The 24,110-nt window shown below is 66.2% G+C and carries 25 protein-coding genes; 7 read left to right on the top strand and 18 right to left on the bottom strand.

All coding sequences use genetic code 11. The features are described from left to right. Positions 1 to 2 precede the first annotated feature (2 nt). From pufL to RXV88_RS06590, 10 genes are all read right to left on the bottom strand, one after another. Positions 3 to 842 carry a photosynthetic reaction center subunit L gene (pufL, locus tag RXV88_RS06635; protein ID WP_316291351.1) on the bottom strand — a complete coding sequence of 280 codons (840 nt, stop codon included), beginning with the start codon at positions 840 to 842 and terminating at the stop codon, positions 3 to 5. Between the two features lie 153 nt (positions 843 to 995). Further along, positions 996 to 1,151 carry a light-harvesting antenna LH1, alpha subunit gene (gene pufA, locus RXV88_RS06630; protein ID WP_316291349.1) on the bottom strand — a complete coding sequence of 52 codons (156 nt, stop codon included), beginning with the start codon at positions 1,149 to 1,151 and terminating at the stop codon, positions 996 to 998. A gap of 13 nt (positions 1,152 to 1,164) precedes the next feature. After that, on the bottom strand, positions 1,165 to 1,314 hold the full coding sequence (gene pufB, locus RXV88_RS06625; protein ID WP_072778079.1) for a light-harvesting antenna LH1, beta subunit: 150 nt from the start codon (positions 1,312 to 1,314) through the stop codon (positions 1,165 to 1,167). 123 nt (positions 1,315 to 1,437) lie between these two features. Next, positions 1,438 to 1,659 carry a cytochrome PufQ gene (gene pufQ, locus RXV88_RS06620; RefSeq protein WP_316291344.1) on the bottom strand — a complete coding sequence of 74 codons (222 nt, stop codon included), beginning with the start codon at positions 1,657 to 1,659 and terminating at the stop codon, positions 1,438 to 1,440. Further along, positions 1,656 to 3,122, bottom strand: coding sequence for a chlorophyllide a reductase subunit Z (bchZ, locus tag RXV88_RS06615; protein ID WP_316291459.1), 1,467 nt, complete (start codon positions 3,120 to 3,122; stop codon positions 1,656 to 1,658). The genes pufQ and bchZ overlap by 4 nt, the downstream gene beginning before the upstream one ends. 97 nt (positions 3,123 to 3,219) lie before the next feature. Beyond that, entirely contained in the window at positions 3,220 to 4,785 is a 1,566-nt protein-coding gene (gene bchY, locus RXV88_RS06610) for a chlorophyllide a reductase subunit Y (protein WP_316291342.1), read from the bottom strand. Between the two features lie 62 nt (positions 4,786 to 4,847). Beyond that, positions 4,848 to 5,879: a chlorophyllide a reductase iron protein subunit X gene (locus RXV88_RS06605; protein WP_316291340.1), complete on the bottom strand. Its 1,032-nt coding sequence runs from the start codon at positions 5,877 to 5,879 to the stop codon at positions 4,848 to 4,850. Beyond that, the gene (gene bchC / locus RXV88_RS06600; RefSeq protein ID WP_316291337.1) at positions 5,876 to 6,817 is read right to left on the bottom strand and encodes a chlorophyll synthesis pathway protein BchC; all 942 of its coding nucleotides are present in this window, start codon (positions 6,815 to 6,817) and stop codon (positions 5,876 to 5,878) included. The genes RXV88_RS06605 and bchC overlap by 4 nt, the downstream gene beginning before the upstream one ends. Positions 6,818 to 6,959: 142 nt before the next feature. Beyond that, the gene (locus RXV88_RS06595; RefSeq protein ID WP_316291457.1) at positions 6,960 to 8,087 is read right to left on the bottom strand and encodes a methyltransferase; all 1,128 of its coding nucleotides are present in this window, start codon (positions 8,085 to 8,087) and stop codon (positions 6,960 to 6,962) included. A gap of 10 nt (positions 8,088 to 8,097) precedes the next feature. Beyond that, a complete protein-coding gene (locus RXV88_RS06590; protein ID WP_316291335.1) occupies positions 8,098 to 8,970 on the bottom strand; it encodes a polyprenyl synthetase family protein in 873 nt (290 codons plus the stop codon). Between the two features lie 92 nt (positions 8,971 to 9,062). Here RXV88_RS06590 and crtD point away from each other — a divergent pair, with 92 nt between their 5' ends. Both crtD and crtC read left to right on the top strand, forming a co-directional pair. Continuing rightward, complete coding sequence (crtD, locus tag RXV88_RS06585; RefSeq protein WP_316291334.1) at positions 9,063 to 10,661, top strand: 1-hydroxycarotenoid 3,4-desaturase CrtD; 1,599 nt, start codon at positions 9,063 to 9,065, stop codon at positions 10,659 to 10,661. Beyond that, positions 10,616 to 11,491, top strand: a complete 876-nt coding sequence (crtC, locus tag RXV88_RS06580) for a carotenoid 1,2-hydratase (RefSeq protein ID WP_316291456.1) — start codon at positions 10,616 to 10,618, stop codon at positions 11,489 to 11,491. Before crtD ends, crtC begins: the two co-directional genes overlap by 46 nt. Before the next feature lie 3 nt (positions 11,492 to 11,494). Here crtC and tspO read toward each other — a convergent pair whose 3' ends face one another. From tspO to RXV88_RS06565, 3 genes are read right to left on the bottom strand one after another with little or no spacing between them, the layout of a single operon-like run. Continuing rightward, positions 11,495 to 11,956, bottom strand: coding sequence for a tryptophan-rich sensory protein TspO (tspO, locus tag RXV88_RS06575; protein ID WP_316291332.1), 462 nt, complete (start codon positions 11,954 to 11,956; stop codon positions 11,495 to 11,497). A 5-nt stretch (positions 11,957 to 11,961) separates the two neighbouring features. Continuing rightward, positions 11,962 to 13,002: a 15-cis-phytoene synthase gene (gene crtB, locus RXV88_RS06570; RefSeq protein WP_316291329.1), complete on the bottom strand. Its 1,041-nt coding sequence runs from the start codon at positions 13,000 to 13,002 to the stop codon at positions 11,962 to 11,964. Further along, positions 12,999 to 14,564, bottom strand: coding sequence for a phytoene desaturase (locus tag RXV88_RS06565; RefSeq protein WP_316291327.1), 1,566 nt, complete (start codon positions 14,562 to 14,564; stop codon positions 12,999 to 13,001). Before RXV88_RS06565 ends, crtB begins: the two co-directional genes overlap by 4 nt. Before the next feature lie 123 nt (positions 14,565 to 14,687). Between RXV88_RS06565 and crtA the strand changes: the two genes are divergently transcribed. The 4 genes from crtA to bchO are packed head-to-tail and all read left to right on the top strand — an operon-like array spanning position 14,688 to position 18,951. Then, the gene (crtA, locus tag RXV88_RS06560; protein WP_316291325.1) at positions 14,688 to 15,413 is read left to right on the top strand and encodes a spheroidene monooxygenase; all 726 of its coding nucleotides are present in this window, start codon (positions 14,688 to 14,690) and stop codon (positions 15,411 to 15,413) included. Continuing rightward, positions 15,410 to 16,414, top strand: coding sequence for a magnesium chelatase ATPase subunit I (bchI, locus tag RXV88_RS06555; protein WP_316291323.1), 1,005 nt, complete (start codon positions 15,410 to 15,412; stop codon positions 16,412 to 16,414). Before crtA ends, bchI begins: the two co-directional genes overlap by 4 nt. Then, a complete protein-coding gene (locus RXV88_RS06550) occupies positions 16,411 to 18,090 on the top strand; it encodes a magnesium chelatase subunit D (protein ID WP_316291321.1) in 1,680 nt (559 codons plus the stop codon). The genes bchI and RXV88_RS06550 overlap by 4 nt, the downstream gene beginning before the upstream one ends. A gap of 3 nt (positions 18,091 to 18,093) precedes the next feature. Beyond that, entirely contained in the window at positions 18,094 to 18,951 is an 858-nt protein-coding gene (gene bchO, locus RXV88_RS06545; protein ID WP_316291320.1) for an alpha/beta fold hydrolase BchO, read from the top strand. A gap of 198 nt (positions 18,952 to 19,149) precedes the next feature. Here the strand turns inward: bchO and RXV88_RS06540 are convergent, their stop codons facing one another. Together RXV88_RS06540 and RXV88_RS06535 are read right to left on the bottom strand one after the other, a co-directional pair. Next, a complete protein-coding gene (locus RXV88_RS06540) occupies positions 19,150 to 19,551 on the bottom strand; it encodes a cytochrome c family protein (RefSeq protein WP_316291317.1) in 402 nt (133 codons plus the stop codon). Between the two features lie 189 nt (positions 19,552 to 19,740). Further along, positions 19,741 to 20,199, bottom strand: a complete 459-nt coding sequence (locus RXV88_RS06535; protein ID WP_316291316.1) for a hypothetical protein — start codon at positions 20,197 to 20,199, stop codon at positions 19,741 to 19,743. 350 nt (positions 20,200 to 20,549) lie between these two features. On the opposite strand from RXV88_RS06535, the gene RXV88_RS06530 reads away from it, so the two are divergent. Next, entirely contained in the window at positions 20,550 to 21,764 is a 1,215-nt protein-coding gene (locus RXV88_RS06530) for an MFS transporter (RefSeq protein ID WP_316291314.1), read from the top strand. Here RXV88_RS06530 and RXV88_RS06525 read toward each other — a convergent pair. Genes RXV88_RS06525 through RXV88_RS06515 form a run of 3 tightly spaced genes read right to left on the bottom strand, consistent with a single transcriptional unit; the run spans position 21,761 to position 24,059 of the window. Beyond that, the gene (locus RXV88_RS06525; protein WP_316291313.1) at positions 21,761 to 22,360 is read right to left on the bottom strand and encodes a Smr/MutS family protein; all 600 of its coding nucleotides are present in this window, start codon (positions 22,358 to 22,360) and stop codon (positions 21,761 to 21,763) included. The genes RXV88_RS06530 and RXV88_RS06525 overlap by 4 nt on opposite strands. Continuing rightward, positions 22,357 to 23,403 carry a murein transglycosylase A gene (locus tag RXV88_RS06520; protein WP_316291311.1) on the bottom strand — a complete coding sequence of 349 codons (1,047 nt, stop codon included), beginning with the start codon at positions 23,401 to 23,403 and terminating at the stop codon, positions 22,357 to 22,359. Before RXV88_RS06520 ends, RXV88_RS06525 begins: the two co-directional genes overlap by 4 nt. Then, on the bottom strand, positions 23,400 to 24,059 hold the full coding sequence (locus RXV88_RS06515; RefSeq protein WP_316291310.1) for a Tim44/TimA family putative adaptor protein: 660 nt from the start codon (positions 24,057 to 24,059) through the stop codon (positions 23,400 to 23,402). Before RXV88_RS06515 ends, RXV88_RS06520 begins: the two co-directional genes overlap by 4 nt. Between the last annotated feature and the right edge of the window lie 51 nt (positions 24,060 to 24,110).

Here is a 24,110-nt window from a genome sequence, read left to right as displayed (position 1 = left end):
GATCACATCCCCACATTCTGGCCCCAGATGGGCAGTTCAAGCCACCAGTTCCACCATTCCGGCCAGCCCTTCGTCCAGACGGGCCCCGAGATGATGATGCAGACGGCGCTAAAGAAGACGGCGTTGATGGCCAGCAGGAACCCGACACGGTGGATGCCGAGCGTGCCGACCGAATAGCCGATGAAATCGCGAAAGAACGTGTCCTCGTGATCGGGCGTCTTCATTTCCTCGCCCTTCTCGGGGTTCGCGGCCGACAGGATCAGACCCCCATGCAGCGCCAGCGCCAGCGTGGTGGTGAAGAACAGCGTCACCGCCAGCATATGCGCCGGGTTGTAGTGGAAGTGCAGATAGGCATAGCCGGTGTTGCTGACCCAATCGAGGTGGCTGAAGATGCCATACGGAAAGCCGTGCCCCCAAGCGCCCATCAGCAGCGGGCGGAAGATCACCAGCGTCACATAGGCCAGGATCGCAAAGCTGAAGGCGAAGGGCACGTGATACCCCATACCCAGCTTGCGGCAAATCTCGACCTCGCGCAGCGCCCAGCTGATGAAGGCGGCGGTCGCGCAGATGGTGATGATCTGCCAAAGCCCCCCTTCCATCAGCGGCGCCATGCCCAGGCCATAGGACAGGTCCGGCGGCGCGATGTTGATGAGCCAAGGGTTGAATGTGCCCTGATGCGCCGCGCCCCATATGATCAGAAGCGTTCCCAACAAGGCGAAGAAGGCGGTCGTGACCCCGAAGAAGCCCACGTAAAAGGGCCCAACCCAGAAGTCGAACAGATCGCCGCCGATCAGCGTCCCTCCGCGGACGCGATATTTTTTCTCGAAGCTGAGCAAGGCCATCTTCTTGATCTCCGCGTTTGGCGGCGCGCGTCCCTGCGGACGACGACCGTCATTTCAATGTGTTCTGGTTTGCCGCGGGCAACCCGGCTTGCGCGTAAGGCTGCCCGCAGCTTTGCTCTTTGGCCATGCGGCCACGGCCCAGAGGGCGCGTGGTTACATGCCTGCGGCGGCGGCTGTTTCGAACCAGTTCACACCGTTCGAAAGAACGACCATGTGGATCATTGCTGCCAGCAGGAAAAGGAAGACACCCTGCGCCACGAACACGCGACGGGGGTCGAAGACGAGCCAGATCTTGTAGAACTTTGCCATTTTCTATGTCTCCTCAGAACCACGGACGCCAGATGAAGGTCGCAAGGTGTGCGACCACCGCAACCGCCGAGAACAGCCAAAGGCCGCTCATGTAGACGGAATGCAGCTCCTGGGCCTGCTCGTCGGTAAGACCTGTGAACGACAGGTCGGTATTATCAGCCATGAACTTTCCTCCGGAATGTACTTGCTGACGCCGCAACCCCTGCGGCTGGGTCCTTTGGGGCTCGCGCCCCGCAGGCCTGCCCGCCCGGGTTTCCCCGGGCGGGCAGTTTCGGGCTCCCGGCGGTCAGGCCGAGAAGATAAGCGGTGTGATCCGGTCGGCCTCGGCCCAGGCACGGGCCAGAGGGCCGTGCAGCATGAGCGTCTGCTTCTGGAACACGTCCAGCATCCAGCCCACCATCGCGAAGGGGATCGCGAGGGCGAAGATGATGCTGAAGTACACCGTGAACTCCATCCCGCGCTTGGCGTGGTGCCGGGGGCGCGGGTCGTTTGAGGTAAAGTCCGTCATTTTGCGGGTCCTCCCTTTGAAGTCGTCAGGGCCTGTACCGTCTCGATCACGACACGTTCGGCCCCCTGTTTCAGCGCGGCTGCCTCGGCGGCGTCGCGCAGGTTCTTGGCTGCGGAAATGCGGGTCAGCACCGGGTGCTGGGCGACGATGCGGTCCAGCTCGGCCTGGGCATCGGCATCCCAGGGGAAATCCCGGCGCAGCGGCGTCAGCGTCGCCTCGCCCGCGTCCATCTGGCTGCCCAGCGGCAGGATGTGGAAGAGCGCGTCGAAGAGCCCGTTACACACCTCTTGCAGCAGGTATGTCGCACCGGCGTAGCCCATCATCGGCGTGCCGGTGTGCCGCCGGATGGCGGCGCCCGGGAAGCTGGCCGGAATGAAGGCAGGCTGCGGGCCGTGCCCGGCCTGCATCTCGGCCAGGTACATCTTTTCGTTGATCGACCCCATCAGGATCAGCGGCCGTTTGGTATGCACCAGGTGGCGCACTTCGTCGTTGTTGGTCTTGGCGCCGGCCACGCGGGCCACGGCGAAGGCGCAAGGCAGACCCAGGTCGTTTTCCAGATAATTGCGGATGCCGCGGGCATAGGTTTCGTTGGCCACGATGCCGAAACTGGCGGTCGCAAAGAAATCCTGCGTCACGCTGCGCCACAGATCCCACACCGGTTTCAGCGTCGAATGCTTTTCACGCTGAATGAACGGCCCGGGGTCGAGCCCCAGCATATCGCCCAGCTTGCGCAGGAATTTCGTTGTCGACTCGACCCCGATCGGGGCCTGAAGATAAGGCTTGCCCAGACATTCGCAGAGCCCGCGCCCGAATTCGCGGTACATGCAGACGTTCGCATCGGCATTCACGAGGTTGCGCATCTCGGCCAGATGCGCGCCCAGCGGCATGACCATGTTGACCTCGGCCCCGATGCCTTCGACCAGACGGCGGATCTCGTGCAGATCGCTGGGCATGTTGAAGGTGCCGTACATCGGCCCGAGGATGTTGACGCGGGGCTTTGCGCCCTCTTCGCGTTTCTTCTCGGGCGGCATCCGGCCCTTGGTCATGCCGAATTCGGTGAAGATCCAGGTCATCGCCCGGTCCGCGGCTTCCCATTGATCCTCGTCGATGGTGCGCGGCAGAAAGCGCTGAATATTGGTGCCCTGCGGCGTGACGCCCCCGCCGATCATCTCGGCGATAGAGCCCGTCACCACGACGGCCGGCAAAGCTGGGTCGAGCACACCCCAGGCGCGTTTCATCGCGCCTTCGGTCCCCTCCCGACCCAGCTCTTCCTCTCCGAGGCCAGTGACCACGATCGGAAGCTCATGCGGGGGAAGCGCATCGGTGTAATGCAGTACGGAGGTGACCGGCAGGTTCTCGCAGCCGACCGGCCCGTCGATCACGACCTGCAGGCCCTTGACGGCGCAGAAGGCATAGACAGCCCCCCAATAGCCGCCGGCGCGGTCATGATCCTGGATCAGCATGATGCGCCCCATGCGGTGCGCCTGAAGGCGCACCCTACGCTGTTGCGCCCGGCCCCGTAGGGTGCGCCTTCAGGCGCACCGTTTTGCGACAGACAAGTCATATCATCTGCTCCGCCTTGGCGGCGCGCGCCCGTTTCTCCAGTTTCTTCTGATGTTGCGCGCGGAAATCCGGACGCAGGTTCGGATCGCCTTCCCAGATGCCGGCGGTATCGCCCGTGCCCACACCGTCGAAAAACGCCTTCATGTGATCCATCCGGTCCTTGCCCGCGATGGCCGCGTTCACCACCTCGGCCAAAGAGCCAGCGCCGGCCGGCCCCATCAGCGGCCGCGCCGAGATCAGGTTGGTGTAATACAGCCCTGGGATGCCCAGCTCCTTGGCCTTCTGCACCACTGGTGTGGTGCCGATGGCCAGGTCCGGCCGGACCGCCTCCATCGCCGCGCAATCGTCCTCGAGCGACGCGCGATAAGTGACCTTGATCCCCTTCGCCTCCAGCCAGTCGCGGTCCGGTTCGGACCACGGCGTGCGCGGGCAGGCGGTGCCGACATAGCGCACATCCGCCCCGCTTTCGACCAGCAGCCGCGCCACCAGCAATTCGCTGCCCTCGTAACCCGAAAGGGTAATCGTGCCCTTCACGGGGGCCGCGGCAAGCGCTCCCCTGATCGCCGGGAGGAAAGCGTTCTGCGCCGCCGCGACCTGACTGGCGGGCACCCCATGCGCCTCGCCGATAGCCTTCAGCCAATCCGCCGTACCGTCATGGCCCACGGGTGCCGACCCTACGACCGGCCGCCCCGCCGCCTGAAACTCTCGCACCGCCGCGGTGTAGAACGGGTGGATCGCCGCCACGACGGAGCTGTCCAAAGCGGCGTACAATTCCCGCCATTCCCGGCAGGGCACCACCGGCCCTGCCGCCAGCCCCATCGGGGCCAGCATCGCGCCGATCATCATCGGATCGGCCGGGAACATCTCACCCAGAAGCGCCACTGTCGGACGATCGGACTTGCCGCCCTCGGGGGCCGCCACCGGTCCGGCCTGGATCTCCTGCCGGGCGTAATTCAGCATCGCGCCCGCCAGAACGTCCTTCGCCTCGGCATGGGTGGGAATGCCGAACCCGGGCACGTCGATGCCCACGATCCGCACCCCGTTGATCTCATCGGGCAAGAGCCGGAGCGGCACGCCCGACGCGGTCGGCACGCACAGGTTGGTCACCACAATGGCGTCGAACCGGTCCGGATCGGCCATCTCATGCACCGAATCCCGGATGTCCTCGAAAAGCTTGCCGGTGACCAGCGTCTCGGAATTGAACGGCACGTATCCCACCGACCGCCGCGCGCCATAGAAATGCGACACGAAGGTCAGCCCATAAACGCAGCATGCGGATCCCGACAGCACCGTCGCGACCCGCTTCATCCGAAGCCCCACGCGCAACGACCCAAAGGCCGGGCACATGGATTGCGGCTTGTCATGGGGCCCCACCGGATAATCCCGGGCGAACTGGTCCAGCATCTCGGAATTACCCGCCAGCCGCGCGGCCTTCTCCATTTCGGACCCGGAATGACAACCCAACCCATCCGCCATATCCGGCAGGTCCGGCGTCTCCGCGCGCGCTTCGCCGCGGATGACATCCACCTCTGCCGTCTCGTCGTATGTGGTTTCTTTGCTCAAGTCCGTCTCTTCTTCTTGGTCCAAATACTCCGGGGTCCGGGGCAGCGCCCCGGGGCTTGCCGTCAGGCGTCGTCGTAGATCACCTCAAGCGACTCCTTCGGCTCCGCGTTCTTGCCGCGCATATCCGTGTCAGTGGCAGGCTCCAGCACCACGCCCGCGCCGGTCTCCGACCCGTCGAAAAGCTCCAGCAGCCCGTCCTGGCTCAGCGGCGCGGGGCGCACCGGCGGGGCCTCGGCCACGTTCATGCCCAGCTCGGCGAACAGCGCGCCCCAGGGCGAGGCATCGGTGCCGACGATCTGGTAATTGGCGGATTTCTTGCGCAGGTCGTCGTCCTGCGGGATCGACGCCAGAATGGGGATGTTGACCGCCTCGGCAAAGGCCTGCGCCTCCCCGGAATGGTCGTCCTTGTTGACCACAAGACCCGCAACGCCGACGTTGCCGCCCAGCCTGCGGAAATATTCCACCGCCGAACACACGTTGTTGGCCACATAGAGCGACTGCAGATCGTTCGACGCGACCAGGATCACCTTCTGCGCCATGTCCCGCGCGATCGGCAGGCCAAAGCCGCCGCAGACCACGTCGCCCAGAAAATCCAGCAGGACGAAATCGAAATCCCAGTCATGGAAGCCCAGCTTTTCAAGCAGTTCGAACCCGTGGATGATTCCGCGCCCGCCGCAGCCGCGGCCGACTTCAGGCCCGCCCAGCTCCATCGCGAAGACGCCGCCGCGCTTGAAGCACACGTCGCCGATCTTGACCTCTTCCCCCGCCAGCTTCTTGCGGGTCGAGGTCTCGATGATCGTCGGGCAGGCCTTGCCGCCGAAGAGCAGCGAGGTGGTGTCGGATTTCGGGTCGCAGCCGATCAGCAGCACGCGCTTGCCCTGCTCGGCCATCATGTGACTGAGGTTGGCAAGCGTGAACGACTTGCCGATCCCGCCCTTGCCGTAGATCGCGATGATCTGGGTTTTCTTGGTCGCCTCGGCGGGCAAAACGTCAGCGAGGTCTTCGTTTGCCTCGTCCCGCAGCCGCTGGTCGAAATCCTTGAGGTTCGGCACCTCGCGCGCATCCGCGCGGCCTTTTTCAACTTCGTCTTTCACGAAGGACTCTCCCAGTTCAAAATCATTTTCAGGCAGGCCGGGTCCTCGAACGCAGTCCGATAGGCCGTGGCCGCATTGCCTGCTTTGGCCTGATGCGTGATCAAACCGTCGAGCCGCAGCGCCCCGTTTTCCACCAGCGCCCGTGTCGCGGTCAGGTCCTCGCGCGCCCATTCGGCGGCGATGCGGAACCGTGCCTCTTTCATGAAGGCGGGCGGAAAGGCGAATTGCAGGGGTGCGGTGTAAAACCCCGCCAGCACGATCTCGCCACCCTTGGCGATGCGCCCCACCAGATCATTCAGCAGCGCGCCATTTCCGCTGGCGTCATAGATCGCGCGATAGTCGCGGCGCGGGTCGTCATCGGGATGGATGACGGCATAGCCCTCGGCCCCCTGCGCGCGATCGGCGTCGATCTCCCAGACCGTGGGCGGCGCGGCCCCGGCGGCGATGGTCAGCCGGGCCAGAAGACGCCCCAGAACGCCGTGTCCGACGATGAGGTCGGGAACCGCCTTGTCGAGCCCGGCCATGGCATGGCGCGCCGTCGCGGCCAGCGCCAGCAGCGCGCCCTCGGCCCCGTGGCCCGGATCGATTCGCGTGACACGAGTCTGGTCGGTGACGATTCGCGCGGCAGCTCCGCCGAAAAGTCCGAAGGCCCCGTCATAACAATTGGCCCCCGGCACAAAGACATGATCGCCCGGCGCATAGCCGGTGTTCGGCCCGGCCTCGACCACCTCGCCGGCGGCTTCGTATCCGGGGACCAGAGGATAGCCCATGCCGGGAAACGGCGGCATATCCCCGCTCCAAAAGAGTTTTTCCGTACCGGTGGAAATTCCCGAATGCCTGATGTCGACCACCAGATCGTCCGGTCCGGGGTCCTTCAGCGCAACGCGCGACAGCGCCAGATCGCGGGGTCCACGCAGGAGAACGGCGTCTGTTTGCATGATTTCGGTCCTCCCCTCGCTTGGGTCCGCATCTCTTCGGGCGGACTATTCCGACTGTCGCTTGTTTCTGACAATTCAAGTGTCAGTTTAAAGTTACATATCAATGTGTCAATGAAAATGGACACCTTGCTGCGACAAGTTGTCAGTTTTTCCGGGCGATCACGACCGACGTCACAAAGGGCCGGCGGGCCCTCGGCGTCTGCACCCGGTCGAACCCCGCCTCGCGGCACAGCGCGGCGATGCGGACCTGACTGCGCACCGTGCCGGTGCCCATCGCCATGCAGTAGAACGCGAAATAGACGTCGCCCGCCGGGTCAGGCCTCGCCCCGCCGGACATCGGTTCGGACACGATCAGGCGGCCGCCCTTGGGCAGCGCATCGTGGCATTTTGCCAGAAGCGCACGCACAGTGTCGTCGCGGTGGTCATAAAGCACGCGGATCAGGCTGATGGCGTCGGCGTCGCCGGGCAGAGGGTCATCGCGGAACGACCCTTCGGCCAGCATGATCCTGTCCGCCCTTCCCGCAAGCCTTGTGCGCGCCGCGTCGATGACCTTGGGCAGATCGAAGAGCGTGACGGCAAGGCCCGGCGTTGCCTCGGCCGCGGCCTCGGCAAAGGCGCCGGTGCCGCCGCCCACGTCCAAAAGCCGCGTCACGCCCTGCAAGGACACGCAGGCCAAAGTGTCCTGCGCCACCAGCCCCTGCGACTGCGCCATCAGCTCGGAATAGGTGGCGGTGGTCGCCGGATCGACCGCGCCCTGCGCGCCGAATACATAAGGCCAGAAGCGCGCCAGTTCCGGGTCGGTGTCGCCCTTCAGAAAGGCCACCGGGTCGGCCAGATCGCGGTAGAGCACGTCGTGATGCCGGATCATCTGTTCCAGCCCCGGAACCCCGACCAGCGCCGCGCCCTTGCGGGTGATGCCGAACCGGTCCGCCCCGTCGCGCCGCAACAGGCCCAGTGCCGCGCCGGCCTGCGCCAGCCGCCCCATCCGGTCGGGGGTGATCCCGGTGCCCTGCGCCAGCTCGCCCGCCGTCAAAGGCCCGTCCATCAGCCGGTGCAGCAGGTTCAGCTCGACAATGGCGAAAAGCACCTGCGCGCTGACGAAACCCTGCACCAGGTCGAACAGCTCTTCGCCCTCGCGCTTGGCGATCAGCCGGGCAATGGGGAAGCGGGCGGCCCAGCGCTGAAACCCGGGCCTTGCGGCGATACGGGCCAGCCGCGTGCGCCAGCCGGGCGATGATCTGGCGGATGGTCCGGGGTCGTCGGCGGCCATCGCCATGCGCTCAGACCCGCGCGCGGACTGGGTCGACCACCGGTGTCAGACGTTCCGCCTGCAGGTTCACCATCTCGGCCAGCCGCGCCTCGCCAGGGCAGGACGGGATCGACGCGATTGCCCCGGACAGAATGTCCTTGAGCCGCTTGATGGCCCCGTCCACCCCCAGCACGGCTACGGCGTTGGGACGGCCGTTCAGATCGTCCTGCCCCACCGGTTTGCCAAGCGTGTCGGAATCGTAAAGCGCATCGCGCAGGTCGTCGGCGACCTGGAACGCCTCGCCGATGCGCGCGCCCAGCTCGTACCACGGTTCGGCCTCCTGCCCGGCGGCCAGCGCGCCCATCTGGGTCGCCGCGATGAACAGCGCGCCGGTCTTGGAGCGGTGATAGGCCGAAAGGTCGATCTTTTCCTCGCTCTCCCAGCCCTGCCCGGCGCAGATGCCGTGCGGCATGCCGCTCTGACGCGTCAGCGTCAGGATCAGCTGCAAGGCGCGATCCGGGGCCCGAGGCGCGGCACGGGCCAATGTTTCGAACGCAAGGATGATCAGCGAATCCCCGGTCAGAACCGCCAGCGGTTCGGAATAAGCCCGATGCACCGACGGCTTGCCCCGGCGGATATCGGCATTGTCGAAAGCAGGCAGATCGTCATGCACCAGACTGGCGCAATGGATGATCTCGAGCGCGGCGGCGGCGGCATCCGACAGCTCGGGCCGGTCGTCGCCGCAGGCCATCGCCACCGACATCAGGATCGTTGGACGGATGCGCGCGCCGCCGGGCGTGCAGGCATACATCAACGCCTCGGAAAGCTGTGCGGGGGCGGTCCCGCCCTGCCCCGCCGCAATGGCCCGTGTGACGGCCGCGTCGATGCGTGCGTGCATTTCCATTGTCGCTCTCCCGCGCAAATGTGTCACTTGTAGTGGACACCATAGTGTAAACTACACTGGACATATACGCCAAGCGAGTCAACAATCGTTACATGAAACCGCGTGTCCCTGCCCCACAGCATCGCAGAACCGGGCCTGTCGTCGTGATCGGGGCCGGCATCGGCGGGCTGTGCGCCGCGCTGCCGTTGGCCCATGCCGGTGCGCGCGTCACGGTGCTGGATCGCCACGCAGCGCCCGGCGGCAAGATGCGGCAGGTGCCCAGCGCCGCAGGTGGCGTCGATGCCGGGCCGACAGTGCTGACCCTGCGCCATGTCTTCGACAGGCTTTTCGCCGAGGCGGGCGAGGATCTGGCCTCGCACGTCACGCTCTATCCGCAGGATATTCTGGCGCGGCATTGGTGGCCCGACAGCGGGCCGCTCGATCTTTATGCCGATCACGCGCGGTCCTCCGAGGCGATCGGCGATTTCGCCGGTGCCCGCGCCCGCAAAGAGTTCGAGGCCTTCAGCGCCCGCGCCCAAACGCTTTTCGACGGCTTTCGCGCCCCGGTGATCGAGGCGCCCGAGGCCGATCTGCTGACCCTGTCGAAACACGTTCTGGCGCAGCCGCATCTGATCCGGGCGATGGCGCCCATGTCGTCGCTGGCGGGGCTGCTGGACCGGTCGTTCCGCGACCCGCGCCTGCGCCAGCTTTTCGGGCGCTACGCCACCTATGTCGGCGGATCGCCGTACCGGTCGCCCGCGCTCTTGTCGCTGATCTGGCAGGCCGAGGCGGCGGGGGTCTGGGTGGTCAAAGGCGGGATGCACGCCTTGGCCCGCGCCATCGCCGCGCTGATAGAGGCCCGCGGCGGCTTGTTCCGCTACAATTCCCATGCCACCCGCATCCTGATCGACAGCGAAGGCGTGACAGGCGTGGCCCTGTCGGACGGATCGGTCCTGCCGGCGCGGCATGTGGTGTTCAATGGCGATCCCCGCGCGCTGGCGCTGGGGCAGCTGGGCGACGGGGCGGCAGCCATCGCGCCGCAGACCGCGCACAAGCCGCGCAGCCTGTCGGCCAATGTCTGGGCCTTTGCCGCCCAGGCCAAGGGGCCCGGCCTCGTGCATCACAATGTCTTCTTCTGCGCCGATCCCGCGCGCGAATTCCGCGATCTCGACCAGGGGCGCATCCCCGACGACCCGACGCTTTACCTGTGTGCCGAAGATCGTGGCCAGCCCGACCCCGCCCCCGAAACCGAGCGGTTCGAGATCATCATGAACGCGCCGCCCCTGACCCGGCGACTGCCCGAGCCCGAGGATTTCCAGACATGCCACACACGGACTTTCCGAACCCTGGAACGCTTCGGAACGACGTTCTCACCGGAACCTCAAAAAGCTGCGCTGACGACGCCGCAAGGATTCGACGCGCTCTTTCCGGCCAGCGCAGGATCGCTCTACGGGCAGAGCCCGCACGGGATGACGGCGGCGCTGGACCGTCCAACGGCGCAGACTCCGGTGCCGGGGCTGGCGATCTGCGGGGGCGGGGCGCATCCGGGGGCGGGTGTGCCGATGGCGGCCATCTCCGGCCGGCACGCGGCCGCGGCGATACTGAGGGACCGAACTTCAACCTCGACATCCCGCCGAATGGCTACGCCTGGTGGTACATCGACGGCATCAGCGATTGTGGCACCCGCGCCGTCTCGGTCATCGGGTTCATAGGATCGGTCTTTTCGCCCTGGTATCGCTGGTCGGGCCGCAAAGACCCGGAAAACCACGTCTGCATCAACGTCGCTACCTATGGCCCCGGCGGGCGGTTCACCATGACCGACCGGGGCCGCAGCGCGTTGCGGCAAAGCCCCCGGCGGTTCGACGTGGGCCCTTCGTCGATGCGGTGGGAGAGCGGTCAGCTGATCGTCGACGTGAACGAGATATCCGGCCCTCCGCTGATCGGCCGTGTGCGCGGACAGATCCGCGTGACCCCGCGCGCGGTGACCCATGTGGAACTGCCGCTGACCCCCGACGGCGCGCATATCTGGCGGCCATTCGGGCCGGTGTCGGATATCGAGGTCGATCTGGAGGCGCCGGGCTGGCAATGGTCCGGGCACGGCTATTTCGACGCCAATTTCGGCACCCGCGCGCTGGAAGAGGATTTCGCCTATTGGACCTGGGGCCGCTTCCCGCACCGGGGCGGCTCGACCTGTTTCTACGACGCCACGCGGCTTGACGGATCGGAACTGGGCGCGGGGTTCCATTTCGACCCTGACGGCACGGCGCAGGAGATCGCTTTGCCCGAAAAGCTGGGCTTTCGCCGCTCGTTCTGGGCCGTCAAACGGGAAACGCGGGGCGATGCAGGGGCGAAACCGCGCCAGGTGATGAACATGCTGGACGCGCCGTTCTATTCGCGCTCGATGGTGGAAACGACCCTCGACGGAACGACCAGCGTCGGCGTGCACGAGGCGCTGGACCTCACCCGCTTTCGCTCGCCCTGGCTGAAGCCGATGCTGGCGGTACGTGTGCCGCGCCGGGCGAACTGGCTCTTCGGGCGCTAGCCCTCAGCGCGCGATATCAGGGTTCAGCCGCCAGACCGAGGCATTCAGCCCCCCAGCAATCGTCACCCAGACGAGGTAAGGTACAAAGAGCGCCCCCGCGATCCAGTCCACCATCCAGAGCGCCACCAGCGTTGCCGCGACCGACAGCCAGAGCAACGCCAGTACGATCATCCCCAGGCGGATATTCTGCAAACCGAAGAAGACCGGCGTCCAAAGGCCGTTGAGCGCAATCTGCAAAGACCACAAAGCCATGGCGATCGCGTTGCCGTCGCTCAGCGCCACGCGCGCCCCGGCGGTGGCCATACAGATGTAAAGCGTGGTCCAGGTGACCGGGAACACCCAGTCGGGCGGAGTCCAGGATGGTTTCTTCAGCTCGCGATACCAGGCTCCGGGCGGGAAGAGCCCGCCCGTCGAACCCGCGGCAAAGCAGGCGGCCAGGAAAATGCCGAAGAGAATCCAGAACATGACGGTCAGGTAGCCCGCGAGCGTCCTTCGATCAAGGCCTCGCGTCTTTCGCGGTCGGTGGCCGCCAGCCGGGCCATCACGTCGATCAGCCCGTCTTGGCGCGCCCAGACCGGCAAACGGTCCGCCGCCGCGTCCACCAGAAAGCGCACTTCATCCAGCGGTCTTGCGTAAAGAACGGCAGAGCGTGGCATCACCGTGGTGACCCCTGCCTGCATTGCCGACAGCATCAGCCAGCCGATCTTTTGCGGCTTCGAGGTATGCGCCCGCGTGGTGATCGAATCGTAGCCCGCGCGCTGCACCTGCCCGCCGATCCCGGCATAGATATGCCGCGCGGCGAAAATGCCCGGGCGGCAGGCGCGCGGCAGCGCCGCGATCCCCGCCTCGGAGCGGTAGTAGAGCCGGTTCGCCTCCATCACCAGGCGGCGGGTCATCTGGCGGATGGCCTTGGTCGGGCGCGGGTCGGCAAAGAAGGCCTCAGGCGTCAGCCCCGCCTCATCCAGCCAGTCGGTCGGCAGGTAGAGCCTGCGTTCCAGCGCGTCTTCGCCCACATCGCGGGCGATGTTTGTCAGCTGCATCGCGACGCCCAGATCGCAGGCCCGCGCCAGCGCATCCGGGTCGCGTACGCGCATCAGCACGCACATCATCGCCCCCACGGCGGCGGCGACACGGGCGGAATAGCCGATCACGTCGGACAAGGTGGCATAGCGCCGGCCCATCGCGTCCCAGGCCAGCCCTTCCAGCAAGGCATCCGGCAGGGCGCGCGGCATATCGAACCGCTCGACCACATCGGCGAAGGCGCGGTCGGGCGCGGCGTCGCGGGGCCGGCCCTCGTAAACGCGGTCCAGCCTGTCCTGCAATTGCAGCACGGCGGCGGCCTTTTCGGCCTGCAGGTCGACCGCGTCATCGGCCAGACGGCAAAATGCATAAAGCGCCAGCGCGGGCTGGCGGACATTGCCCGGCAAAAGTTTCGACGCGGCGTGGAAGGACAGCGATCCGTGGCGGATCATCTCGGCGCAGGCCTGCATATCCGCATCGGCCCGGGTCATTCCGCCGCGACCTTTTCCGTTTGCCTGACATAGTCCGCGTCAGGCACCAGCTTCGCCAACACCTCGGCCGAAGAAATCACCCCCGGTAGCCCAGCGCCCGGATGCGTACCCGCCCCGCAAAGGTAAAGGCCCGAGACCTCCTCGCTGACATTATGCGGCCGGAACCAGGCGCTTTGCAGGATGCGCGGCTCGATCGAAAAGCCCGATCCATAAGGCGACAGGTAGCGGTCGCGGAATTCGTTCGGGGTAAAGGTTTCCTGCGCGGTCAGGCGGTCGGCGAAACCGGGGATCAGCTGATCCTCCAGCACCTTGATTATCCTTTCGCGGTAGGGTTCACGCAGCGCGTCCCAATCGGTGTCGTCGCCGTGCCCCAGATGCGGCACCGGGCTAAGCACGTAAAAGGTATCGTCCCCCTCGGGCGCGGCGCTTGGGTCAGTGATGGTAGGGCGATGGACATAAAGCGACATGTCCTCGGTCACTTTGCCCTTTATGAAGATGTCGCGCACCAGGCCCTTGTAACGCGGGCCGTTCAGGATGGTGTGGTGGCCTACATCCTTCCACATGCCCCGCGTGCCCTTGGTGCCGAAGTACCAGACATAAAGCCCCATCGACCAGCGCGACCGGCGCAGGCGCTTGGGCGTCCAGCGCCGTTTGTTGTGGTTGCGCAGCAGCGTGTCGTAGGTGAACCCGGCATCCGCGTTGGACACGACGATATCCGCCGTCACAATCTCGCCCGTGGCCAGCCGCACCCCGCGCGCCCGGCGGTCCTTGATCAGGATCTCGTCGACCTCGGTCTGCATCCGCAGGATCCCGGCCTGATCAGAGATCACATCGGCCATCGCCTTGGCCATCGCGGCGACACCGCCCATGGCGTAATGAACCCCGAATTCCTTCTCTAGGTGGCTGACCAGAATATACATCGACGTCACGTTGAACGGATCGCCGCCGATAAAGAGCGGATGAAAGGACAGCGCCATGCGCAGGCGTTCGTCCTTCACCCGCTTGGCCGCATGGGCATAGACCGACCGATCCGCCCGCATCCGGACGAAGGTGGGCAGCACCTGGATCAGGTCCCAAAGGCGGTGCATCGGCCTGCGGCCCAGATCCTCGAACCCGAACCAATACCGCGCCTCGCTGTCGGCCAGGAACTTGTCGTACCCGGCAAGATCGCCGGGCGACAGCCGCCGGACCTCTTCGCGCATCCGCGCGGTATCCTGCCGGGCGGTGAAGGTCGAGCCGTCGGGCCAGCGAATCTCGTAGAACGGATCGAGCGACCGCAGATCGACCTCGCGGTGAAAATCCCGCCCGCAGGCGGCCCACAATTCCTTGAAGACCTGCGGCACGGTCACGATCGTCGGACCCAGATCGAAGCGATGCCCGTCCTTGCGGATGCAGGACCCGCGCCCGCCGGGCACATCCAGCCGGTCGATCACCGTTACCCGGTAACCCTTGGCCCCCAGCCGCATCGCCGAGGCCAAGCCACCCAGGCCTGCGCCGATGACAATTGCATGCGGGGCATGATCGGGAGCATAGGAAAGACGCGGGTCGACTTTTGTCATCATGGCTCAACACTAGCACTGTCAATCAAACTAGACAACGAAAGCCTTTCGCATGTGTCAACCTATCCTTGACGCTTTCATTTGAAGGGCGAGTGTGTCAGACTTAGTTGACACACGGGGTGCCAAATGACGCAGACAGTGACGCTGAGCCTGTTCCGTTTCGACGGTCTCGCCGCCCGGCTTTGGGCGCTTTCGATGATGGGTGCCGCACGTTTTTCCATGCCGCGCATCCCGGGAATCGGCTTTTGGAAGCTTTGCGGATCCGGCACCGGCGAGGGCTTCACCCCGATTCCCAACACCGCCGTCTATGCGATTCTCGCCACCTGGCCCGATCTGGAAACGGCGCGCGACCAGACCTCTGGCGCGCGGCTCTACCAACGCTACCGCAACCGCGCCTCCGAGGATTGGACGCTGTTCCTGTCGCCGATCTCGGCCCGGGGATCGTGGTCGCAGGTTGCGCCCTTCGTCCCCGAGGATACCGCTGCCGACGGCCCCATCGCCGCGCTGACCCGCGCCACGATCAAGCCCGCGACGGCGCTGCGTTTTTGGCGGCGGGTCCCCGACATCAGCGCCGTGATCGGATCGGACACCAACGTGCTCTTCAAGATCGGCATCGGCGAGGTGCCCTTGCTGCACCAGGTCACCTTTTCGATCTGGCCCGACGCCGAGAGCATGGCCAATTTCGCCCGCCGCGATGGCCCACATGCCCGCGCCATCCGCGCCGTCCGCGACGGCGCATGGTTTCGCGAAGAACTTTACGCCCGGTTCCGCATCCGCGGCGAATCCGGCGCCTGGGACGGGCAGAGCCCCCGCATCCCCCTGGCCCGCCCCATCGAGGACATCCCCGCATGAAACAGCCTTTCCCCTTCTCGGCCATCGTCGGCCAGACCGACATGAAGCTGGCCATGGTCCTGACGGCGGTCGACCCCGGTATTGGCGGCGTGCTGGTGTTCGGCGACCGGGGCACCGGCAAATCCACAGCCGTCCGCGCGCTGGCCGCTTTACTGCCGCCGATCGAGGTGATCGCGGGCAGCCCGACCAACGCCGCCACGATCCAGGACCACCCTGGCTGGGCTGCGCCCTTGCCGGACAAGTCGCACACCGTCCCCACCCCGGTCGTCGACCTGCCGCTCGGCGCGACCGAGGATCGGGTCGTCGGCGCGCTCGACATCGAGCGGGCGCTGACCCGGGGCGAAAAGGCGTTCGAGCCGGGGCTGCTGGCGCGGGCCAATCGGGGATACCTCTATGTCGACGAGGTCAACCTACTGGAGGATCACATCGTCGACCTGCTGCTCGACGTGGCGCAATCGGGCGAGAACGTGATCGAGCGCGAAGGCCTGTCAATCCGCCATGACGCGCGATTTGTCCTCGTCGGCTCAGGCAACCCCGAGGAAGGCGAGCTGCGCCCGCAGCTGCTCGACCGGTTCGGGCTGTCGGTCGAGGTGCGCTCGCCCACCGATATCGACGAGCGGATCGAGGTGATCCGCCGCCGCGCCGCCTTTGACGCCACGCCCGACCCGTTCCTTAGGAAATGGGGCAAGGAGGATGCCAAGGTGCGCAAGGCCATCCTGACCGCGCGCGAGGCGCTGGCCCGGATCAAGGCACCCAACGCCGTTCTGCGCGACTGCGCGCAGCTTTGCGTGTCGCTGGGGTCGGACGGGCTCCGGGGCGAGCTGACGCTGCTGCGCACGGCCAAGGCGCTGGCCGCCTATCGCGGCGCCAAGTCGGTCACCCGCCAGCATCTGCGCGACGTGGCGCCGATGGCCCTGTCGCACCGCCTGCGCCGCGATCCGCTGGACGAGGCCGGGTCGACCACCCGCGTGATGCGCACCGTGGACGACGTATTTGCATGATCGACGACCCGTCAGAGGCATGGATCACCGGCCAGCTGGCCCTGACCCTTCTGGCGGTGGATCCCGGCGGGCTGGGCGGGCTGCACCTGCGGTCGCGCGCCGGGCCGGTGCGCGACGCCTTTCTGGCTGATCTGCCGGACCCGCTGCGCCGCGCCCGCCGCATCGCGCCGACAATCACCGATATCCAGCTTTTCGGCGGGATCGATATCGCCGCCACACTGGCCGCGTCCAGGGTCGTCACCTCGCGTGGGCTGCTCGCCGATCCCGCGCCGCTGATCCTGACGATGGCCGAACGCTGCCCCGCCAACCTCGCCGCGCGGCTGGCGCAGACGCTCGACGCAGGCCGGGGTCACGCGCTGATCCTGCTGGACGAAGGGGCCGAACCGGACGAGCGCGCGCCCGACACGCTGACCGAACGGCTGGCGTTTTCGCTCTGTCTGGACGGGCTGCGGGCGACCGATCTGGCGGATATCGCGCTGGACGCCACCGATATCGAAGACGCCCGCCGCAGGCTTTCGTCCATCGCCATACCGGACGCGGCCATGACCGGCCTTGTGATCGCCGCCGTGCGCTTCGGCATCGACAGCCTGCGCGCGCCGTTGCTGGCGCTGCGGGCCGCGCGGGCCCATGCCGCGCTGGCGGGGCGTGACACCATCGGCGAGGACGATCTGCAGATCGCCGCGCAGTTGGTCTATGCCCATCGCGCCACCTGCCTGCCCCAGGACGCCGACGACCGGCCCGAGGACCAGCCCGAACCGGACGACACTCCGCAGGACAAAAGCTCTGACGACAGCGCGCTCGACCTGCCGCCCGACATGCTGATCGACGCGGTCAAGGCGCTGCTCCCGCCCGAGATCCTGCACGCGCTTTCGCGTCCCGTCACCGGCACCAAAGGCAAGGGCAGCGGCGGCGCGGGGCAGAAACGGCGTGGCAACCGGCGCGGGCGGCCCCTGCCCTCACGGCCCGGAAAGCCGGACGGCAGCAACCGGATCGACATCATCGCCACCTTGCGCGCCGCCGCCCCCTGGCAGCCGCTGCGCCGCAAGGCGCAGCCCGACGCTTCGGGTCTGCTGATCCGCCCCTCCGATATCCACATCCGCCGGTTTCAGGATCTGTCGGACCGGCTGATCATTTTCGCCGTAGACGCCTCGGGCTCTGCCGCGATGGCGCGGCTGGCCGAGGCCAAGGGCGCGGTCGAGCTGATGCTGGCCGAGGCCTATGCCCGCCGCGACCATGTCGCGCTGATCGCCTTCCGGGGTGAGGACGCGCAGATCGTCCTGCCGCCCACCCGCTCGCTGGTTCAGACAAAGCGCCAGCTGGCCGGCCTGCCGGGCGGCGGCGGCACGCCACTGGCCGCCGGGCTGAAAGCCACTGCAGAGCTGGCGCGGCAGGCGCTGGGCCAGGGGCTGTCTCCGGCGGTCGCGCTGATGACCGACGGGCGCGCGAACGTGCCCCTGCCCGGCCGCACCGGCCGCGCCGCGGCCGCCGAGGATGCGCAGGCCATGGCGCGCGTGCTGCGGGGCATGAACCTGCCCGGCGCGGTCGTCGATACCTCGGTCCGTCCGCAGCGCGACCTGCGCCACCTGGCCGGGCTTCTCGGTGCGGATTACGTGCCCCTGCCGCGCGCCGATGCGCACGGGCTGTCCCGCGCGATCACCGGCGCGCTTGGAGGCTGACACATGCCCCCTGCGGTCCTTCCGCCGGACTGGCCGCACAGCGACCTGTCCCGCCAGATCGAGACGCGCGCGCATCTTTGGCATGTGCAGGAAACCGGCCGGGGGCCGACCGTTCTTCTGCTGCACGGGGCCGGAGGATCGACCCACAGCTGGCGCGATCTGATCCCGCTTTTGGCGCAAAAATGCCGGGTCGTGGCGGTTGATCTGCCCGGCCACGGCTTTACCCGGCTCGGCACGCGGCACCGGTCGGGGCTGGGCACGATGGCCGAGGACATCGCCACGCTCTGCGCGCAAGAAGGCTGGGAGCCCGCCTGCATCGTCGGCCATTCCGCCGGCGCCGCGATTGCGCTGCGGCTTGCGCCCCTGCTGCCCGGCAATCCGCGCATCGTCGGGATCAACCCGGCGCTGTCGCCGTTTCGCGGACTGGCGGGGTTCATGTTCCCAGTCTTCGCGCGGGTCATCGCGATGACGCCGATGATGGTCGACGTCGCCGTGCGCGCGGCGGCCTCACCGGGGCGCGTTGTGTCTCTGATCGGCGGCACAGGCTCTGAATTGTCCGCAAAGGGTATGGACCTTTACGCCCAGCTCTTTCGCCGGCGCGACCATGTGGACGGCACGCTCTTGATGATGTCGCAATGGAAGCTGGACGGGCTGCTGGCGGATCTGCCGCAACTGCGGTCCCCGTGCCTTTTCCTGACCGGGTCGAACGACCGCACGGTCCCGCCCGTCACCGCCGTCGAGGCGGCGGATCGGATGCCGGACGCGCGGGTCGAAAGCTTTGAGGGTCTGGGCCACCTGATGCACGAGGAAGCACCGGACAAGGTCGCCCGACGAATTCTCGACTGGATAGGGCAGGGCTGACAGCCCCATTCGGGGTACGCGCCTACGTTTGTTTGCCGGATCGAAAAGGTTACCGACCGGGTTTCTACGGTGGTGCCCGGAATGCGAACCGTGCCGTGGCCCGGTTTGATCGCGACTTGGGATCGCTCCCATTTCCGACAAAACCGCCGGATTTCCGCGCGACCCCTCTCTGACGAGCCGCGCGGAACTCTTGTAGCCTTACATCCCGTCCGCGCCAAAGGTCGCGAGGTAGGCGATCACGTCCTGGCGCTCGTCCTCCTTGCGCAGACCGGCAAAGGCCATCTTTGTGCCCTTGGCATAATCGCGCGGCTTTTCCAGGAATGCGGCCAGCTCTTCCGGGGTCCAGACGACTCCGTCTGCATTGAGCTGTTGCAGCGCGTCGGAATAGCGGAAGTCCTCGATCGAGCCCACCGCACGGCCGACCACGCCGTTGAGGACTGGGCCGACCTTGTTCTTGGCATCCGCGCCGACTGCGTGGCAGGCCATGCATTTACGGAAGACCTTTTCACCGGCCTCGGCGTCACCGGTGATGTGGCTTTCGGCCAGAGCGGCAAAGGGCAGAGAGGCGAAGCAAGCTGCTGCAAAAACGGTTCGAATCATGGTGTACCTTTCATTCGGTTTTTAAGGGCAGGCGCGCCGCATACCCTTCGACATGGTCGCGCGCGCACCAGTCTACGAAGAAATCCGACTGATCGTAACCCGCCTGCGATCACACTTGTCCGGGATGCCGCCAGCACGACGTTGACCTGGCACCCAAGGTACGCCTAGGGCCACATGTCCACGCCGCTGTCAGGCGCGCAAGCACTCCTGGCCGTCGAGCTCGATCATTCCGGCGGGGCGGTATTGTTCGACCGCCGTCCGGGCGGCCAGCCGGATCAGGCAACCCAGCTCGTCTTCGCGGTCGGGGTTTGGCGTCTCGAGCCGGACGCGGACGCCAAAGACCGGCGTGCCGTCCTCCGGTATCACGTAATCGACGGGCGAGATGCCGACCATGATCCGAACCGTGTATATCCATTTCTGCTCGTCGCCGCGCCACATCCACTGGCCGACATCCATGTCCGTCACGATATTGACGACGACCTCGGCATCCTGGTTTTCGACCGCCCGCATTCCCTTGCGGCCCAGCGCGGAAACCAGCGGCGGCACCAGATCGCCGCCATATCCGCTGACGAATTGCGACGATGTCAGTTCGATCACATAGGTTCTGGCGTCCAATCCGCCCGTCGCCGCCCCGCATGAGGCAACCATCAACATCACAGCCATTAACGCTTTGTTCATTCGCCAGCCCCCCGTTCGCGGCGCGCACAAGGCTCGCACCGGATCGGATCCTACCCCGGCCGGGCGGTCGGCGATTGAAAAAGATCAAAACCGGCCGAATGCGTTGCTCCGGGATTCGGCCCTTTTTCAGCCTTTCCATCTTTCGGGGGTGGGGGAGGACAACAAGCGTTAGCGCAAACGGTATTTTGCCTTGAAAGAACGCCGCTCTCCGGAATAACTGCGACGCATGACCCGGTCACGGCGGCGCAGAGCCCCCGGCCCGGGGACACGGGACACCAGCAATCATCGAAAGCCGCACGAGAGACGGCAGAAGGCAGAGCATGGGACACATCCTGACGTTCCTGCGCGGCAACGCGCGCTGGCTGTCCGCCGGGGTGTTGCTGACGTTTCTGTCCAGTTTCGGGCAAACCTTCTTTATCTCGGTCTTTTCGGGCGAGATCCGGCAAGCCTTCGATCTAAGCCACGGGGCCTGGGGCGGGATTTATACCCTCGGGACGACGGTGTCGGCGGGTTTGATGCTCTGGGCCGGGGCGTTGACCGACCGGTATCGCACCCGCGCGCTGGGCGTTTTGGTGCTGGGCGGGCTTGCGCTGGCTTGCCTGGCCATGGCCACGGCGCAGGCAGCCTGGCTACTGCCGCTTGTCATCCTCGGGCTGCGGTTCTTCGGTCAGGGCATGGTCAGCCATCTGGCCATCGTGTCGATGTCGCGCTGGTTCGTCGCCACCCGGGGCAAGGCGCTGTCGGTCGCGGGTCTGGGCTTTGCGCTGGGCGAGGCGATCCTGCCCCTGACCTTCGTGTCACTGATGCTGATCTTCGACTGGCGCTGGCTCTGGATCGTTGCCGCGCTGATCGCACTGGCCGGTATCCCGGTGCTCCGTGCGCTGCTGCGCGAGGAACGCACTCCGCAGAGCCACGCCGAGACCGATCAGTCGCTCGGGATGGAGAACCGCCACTGGACCCGGCCCGACGTGCTGCGCCATTGGCTTTTCTGGTTCATGGTGCCGGCGTTGCTGGGGCCCTCGGCCTTCAACACCGCGTTCTTCTTCCAGCAGGTGCATTTCGCATCCGTCAAAGGCTGGGATCACATCCAGCTTGTCGCCCTGTTCCCGATCTACACCGCCATTGCGGTTGCGGCGATGGTGGGGTCGGGCTGGCTGCTCGACCGGCTGGGCACGCCACGGATATTGCCTTGGTATCAGCTGCCGATGGTTGCGGCTTTCGGCTGTTTTGCGCTGGGACAGAGCCTGTTCTGGGCCTTTGCCGGGCTGGTCTGCCTTGCGATCACGACCGGGGCCAACTCGACCCTGCCCAACGCCTTCTGGGCCGAGTTCTTTGGCACCCGGCACCTGGGCGCGATCAAGGCGATGGCGATGGCGGTCATGGTGCTGGGATCGGCCATCGGGCCGGGGATGACCGGCGTGCTGATCGATGCAGGCCTGGGGATCGAAACGCAGTTCCTGGGCATCGCGGCCTATTTCGTCTTCACCACGACGATGATGGCCATCGGTGTCAGGGCCGCAGCAAAGTCGCTTTAGCGCTGGCGGCGCAGGTAGACGTAATAGGCCCCGGCGCCGCCGTGGCGGATATGCGCCTCGCTGACCTGGAGCACCGCCTGTGCCACCGGGGCCATGCGCAGCCAAAGCGGCACCTGCTGTTTCAGCACACCCCGGCGGCGCGGCATCGGATCGTAGGGATCCTCGCGGTCGCCCTTGCCGGTGATCACCAGAACCAGCCGCAGACCGCGCGCCTGCGAGGTCAGGATAAATCGCGTCAGCTGCGGATGCGCCTGATCGAGCGTCATCCCATGCAGATCGAGCCGCGCTTCGGGCACCAGCTTGCCGCGCTTCATGCGGCCAAAGGCCTTGGCGTCCATCGAAACCGGATCCCGGGCCAGCCGGGCCGAGGTGGTTTTCGGGCCGATGCGGGTTTCGGGCTTCGGCGTGGCCTTGCCACCGATCTCGAAGGCGGGCAACGGGGCAGGGCCGGGTTTTGAATTTGGCTTGGTGTCCTTGGCGGGGTCGGTCGTGCGACCCACGTTGCCTAGGGGCGAGCGCGGCTGAAACCGCTCGGTGGTCTTGGCCACGCGGTTCCACAGATCCAGCTCGTCCCGTTTAAGGCGGCGCTTGCTCATTCGACCGCTTCCGGCAACAGGGCATAGGCGCGCTGAATCGGCATCAGCACGATCATCCGGCCCGGATCCTTCAGCCGACCCGCCATGCGACCGGCACGGTCGCCGGTGCCAATGAAGATGTCCGCCCGCTGCGCGCCCTTGATCGCCGATCCGGTGTCCTGCGCGATCATCAACCGACGAAGCGGGGCGTTGCCCTCTTTCTCGATCCAGACCGGCGCGCCGAGCGGCGTAAAGGCCGGATCGACCGCGATACTGCGCATCGGCGTGATCGACCGGTTCATCGCCCCCAGCGGCCCCTTGTCGGAGGGCACCTCGCTGACCTCGCGGAAGAACACGTAAGACGGATTGTGGAACAGCAATTCCTGACCGTCGAAGGGATTGCGCCTTACCCAGTTCTTGATCACCTGCGCCGACACCTGATGCGGCCGGTAGGTGCCGCGCCGGACCAGCTCTTGCCCGACGGACCGGTAGGGATGGCCGTTCGCACCGGCATAGCCGACACGGATCACCCGGCCATCCGGATAGCGCACACGGCCCGAACCCTGAACCTGCAGGAAGAACAGCTCGACCGGATCGTCGACCCAGGCGATTTCAAGCCCGCGACCCGGCATCGCGTCGCCTGTCAGAATCTCGCGCCGCGTCAGCCAGGGCTGGGCGCCACGCGCCTCGGGCGGCATTTTGTAGATCGGGTGACGGTATCGCGGCGTGGGCACCGGCGATCCGTCGAGTTCAGGCTCGAAATAACCGGTAAACAGCGCGTCCTGCCCATCGGTGATCCGCACCGGGCGGAAAAACAGCTCGAAGAACCCACGCGCATCGGTGGTGTCGTCGGCCAGCGCGCAGAGCGCGCGCCAGTCGGGATCGTCGAAATCGCGGCAGGTGTTGCGGAACACGGCAAGGGCCGCGGCGTGATCGTCGTCGGCCCAGCCGTTCAGATCCTCGAACGACACAACCTGGTATTCCGTCTGGGGCTCGCTGGCCTTTGCTGTCGGTCCGGTCATCGCCAGCCCCGCGAAAAGTGCCGCCCAGACGGTCCGCTTCATTCGCTCGTGGCGACAAGCAGCCAGTTCGGATCGTCGGTGCCCATGCGGCGCGCGAAGGTCCAGGTGTCTTTCTGACGCTTGATCGCTGTCGTGCTGCCCTCGATGATTTCGCCGCTGTTGTCGCGCACGGCAGAGGTCAGTTCGCCGACAAACCGCACGGTGATCTCGGCCAGCGCCTCTTCGTCGTCGAAGGTCGCGTCGGCGAGCGACAATTCGCGAATCCCGATGAACTCTGCATCGATGGTCAGACCCTGCGCCTTGCGCGCCTCGACCACCTCGGCAAAGGTTTCGTAGACGTCATCGGCAAGGAACGGCTTGATCTCGGCCAGATCGCCGCGTTCAAAGCTCATGAGGATCATCTCGTAGGCGCCGCGCGCACCCGACAGGAAATCGGCCACACCGAACGACGGCTCAACCCGTTTCATCCGCGCCAGCGCATCGGCGGCCTTGCTGTTTTCCGGCACATGATCGGTGATGTCGCGATCCGGCCCGCCCTCGATCACCTCGAATTCCCGGCGGGGGCTGGAGCGCTCGGACTGCACCTGCGCGGGCGGCTTTTCGAAACCGTCGCGTGTGCCCAGAACCCGCTTGAGCCGCAGGATCAGAAAGATGGCGATGCCGGCCAGAACCAGCAACTGGATAATCGGGGAATTCATCGGCACCTCTTTGGGCGTGGATGGAAAGTTCAACGTTGGCTTCTTATGTAG

The sequence above is a fragment of the Aestuariicoccus sp. MJ-SS9 genome, assembly GCF_032586235.1.
In the GTDB taxonomy this organism is placed as follows: Bacteria; Pseudomonadota; Alphaproteobacteria; order Rhodobacterales; family Rhodobacteraceae; genus Aestuariicoccus.
Note: the sequence above shows the minus strand (reverse complement) of the source record. Positions and strands in the feature narration are given on the sequence as shown.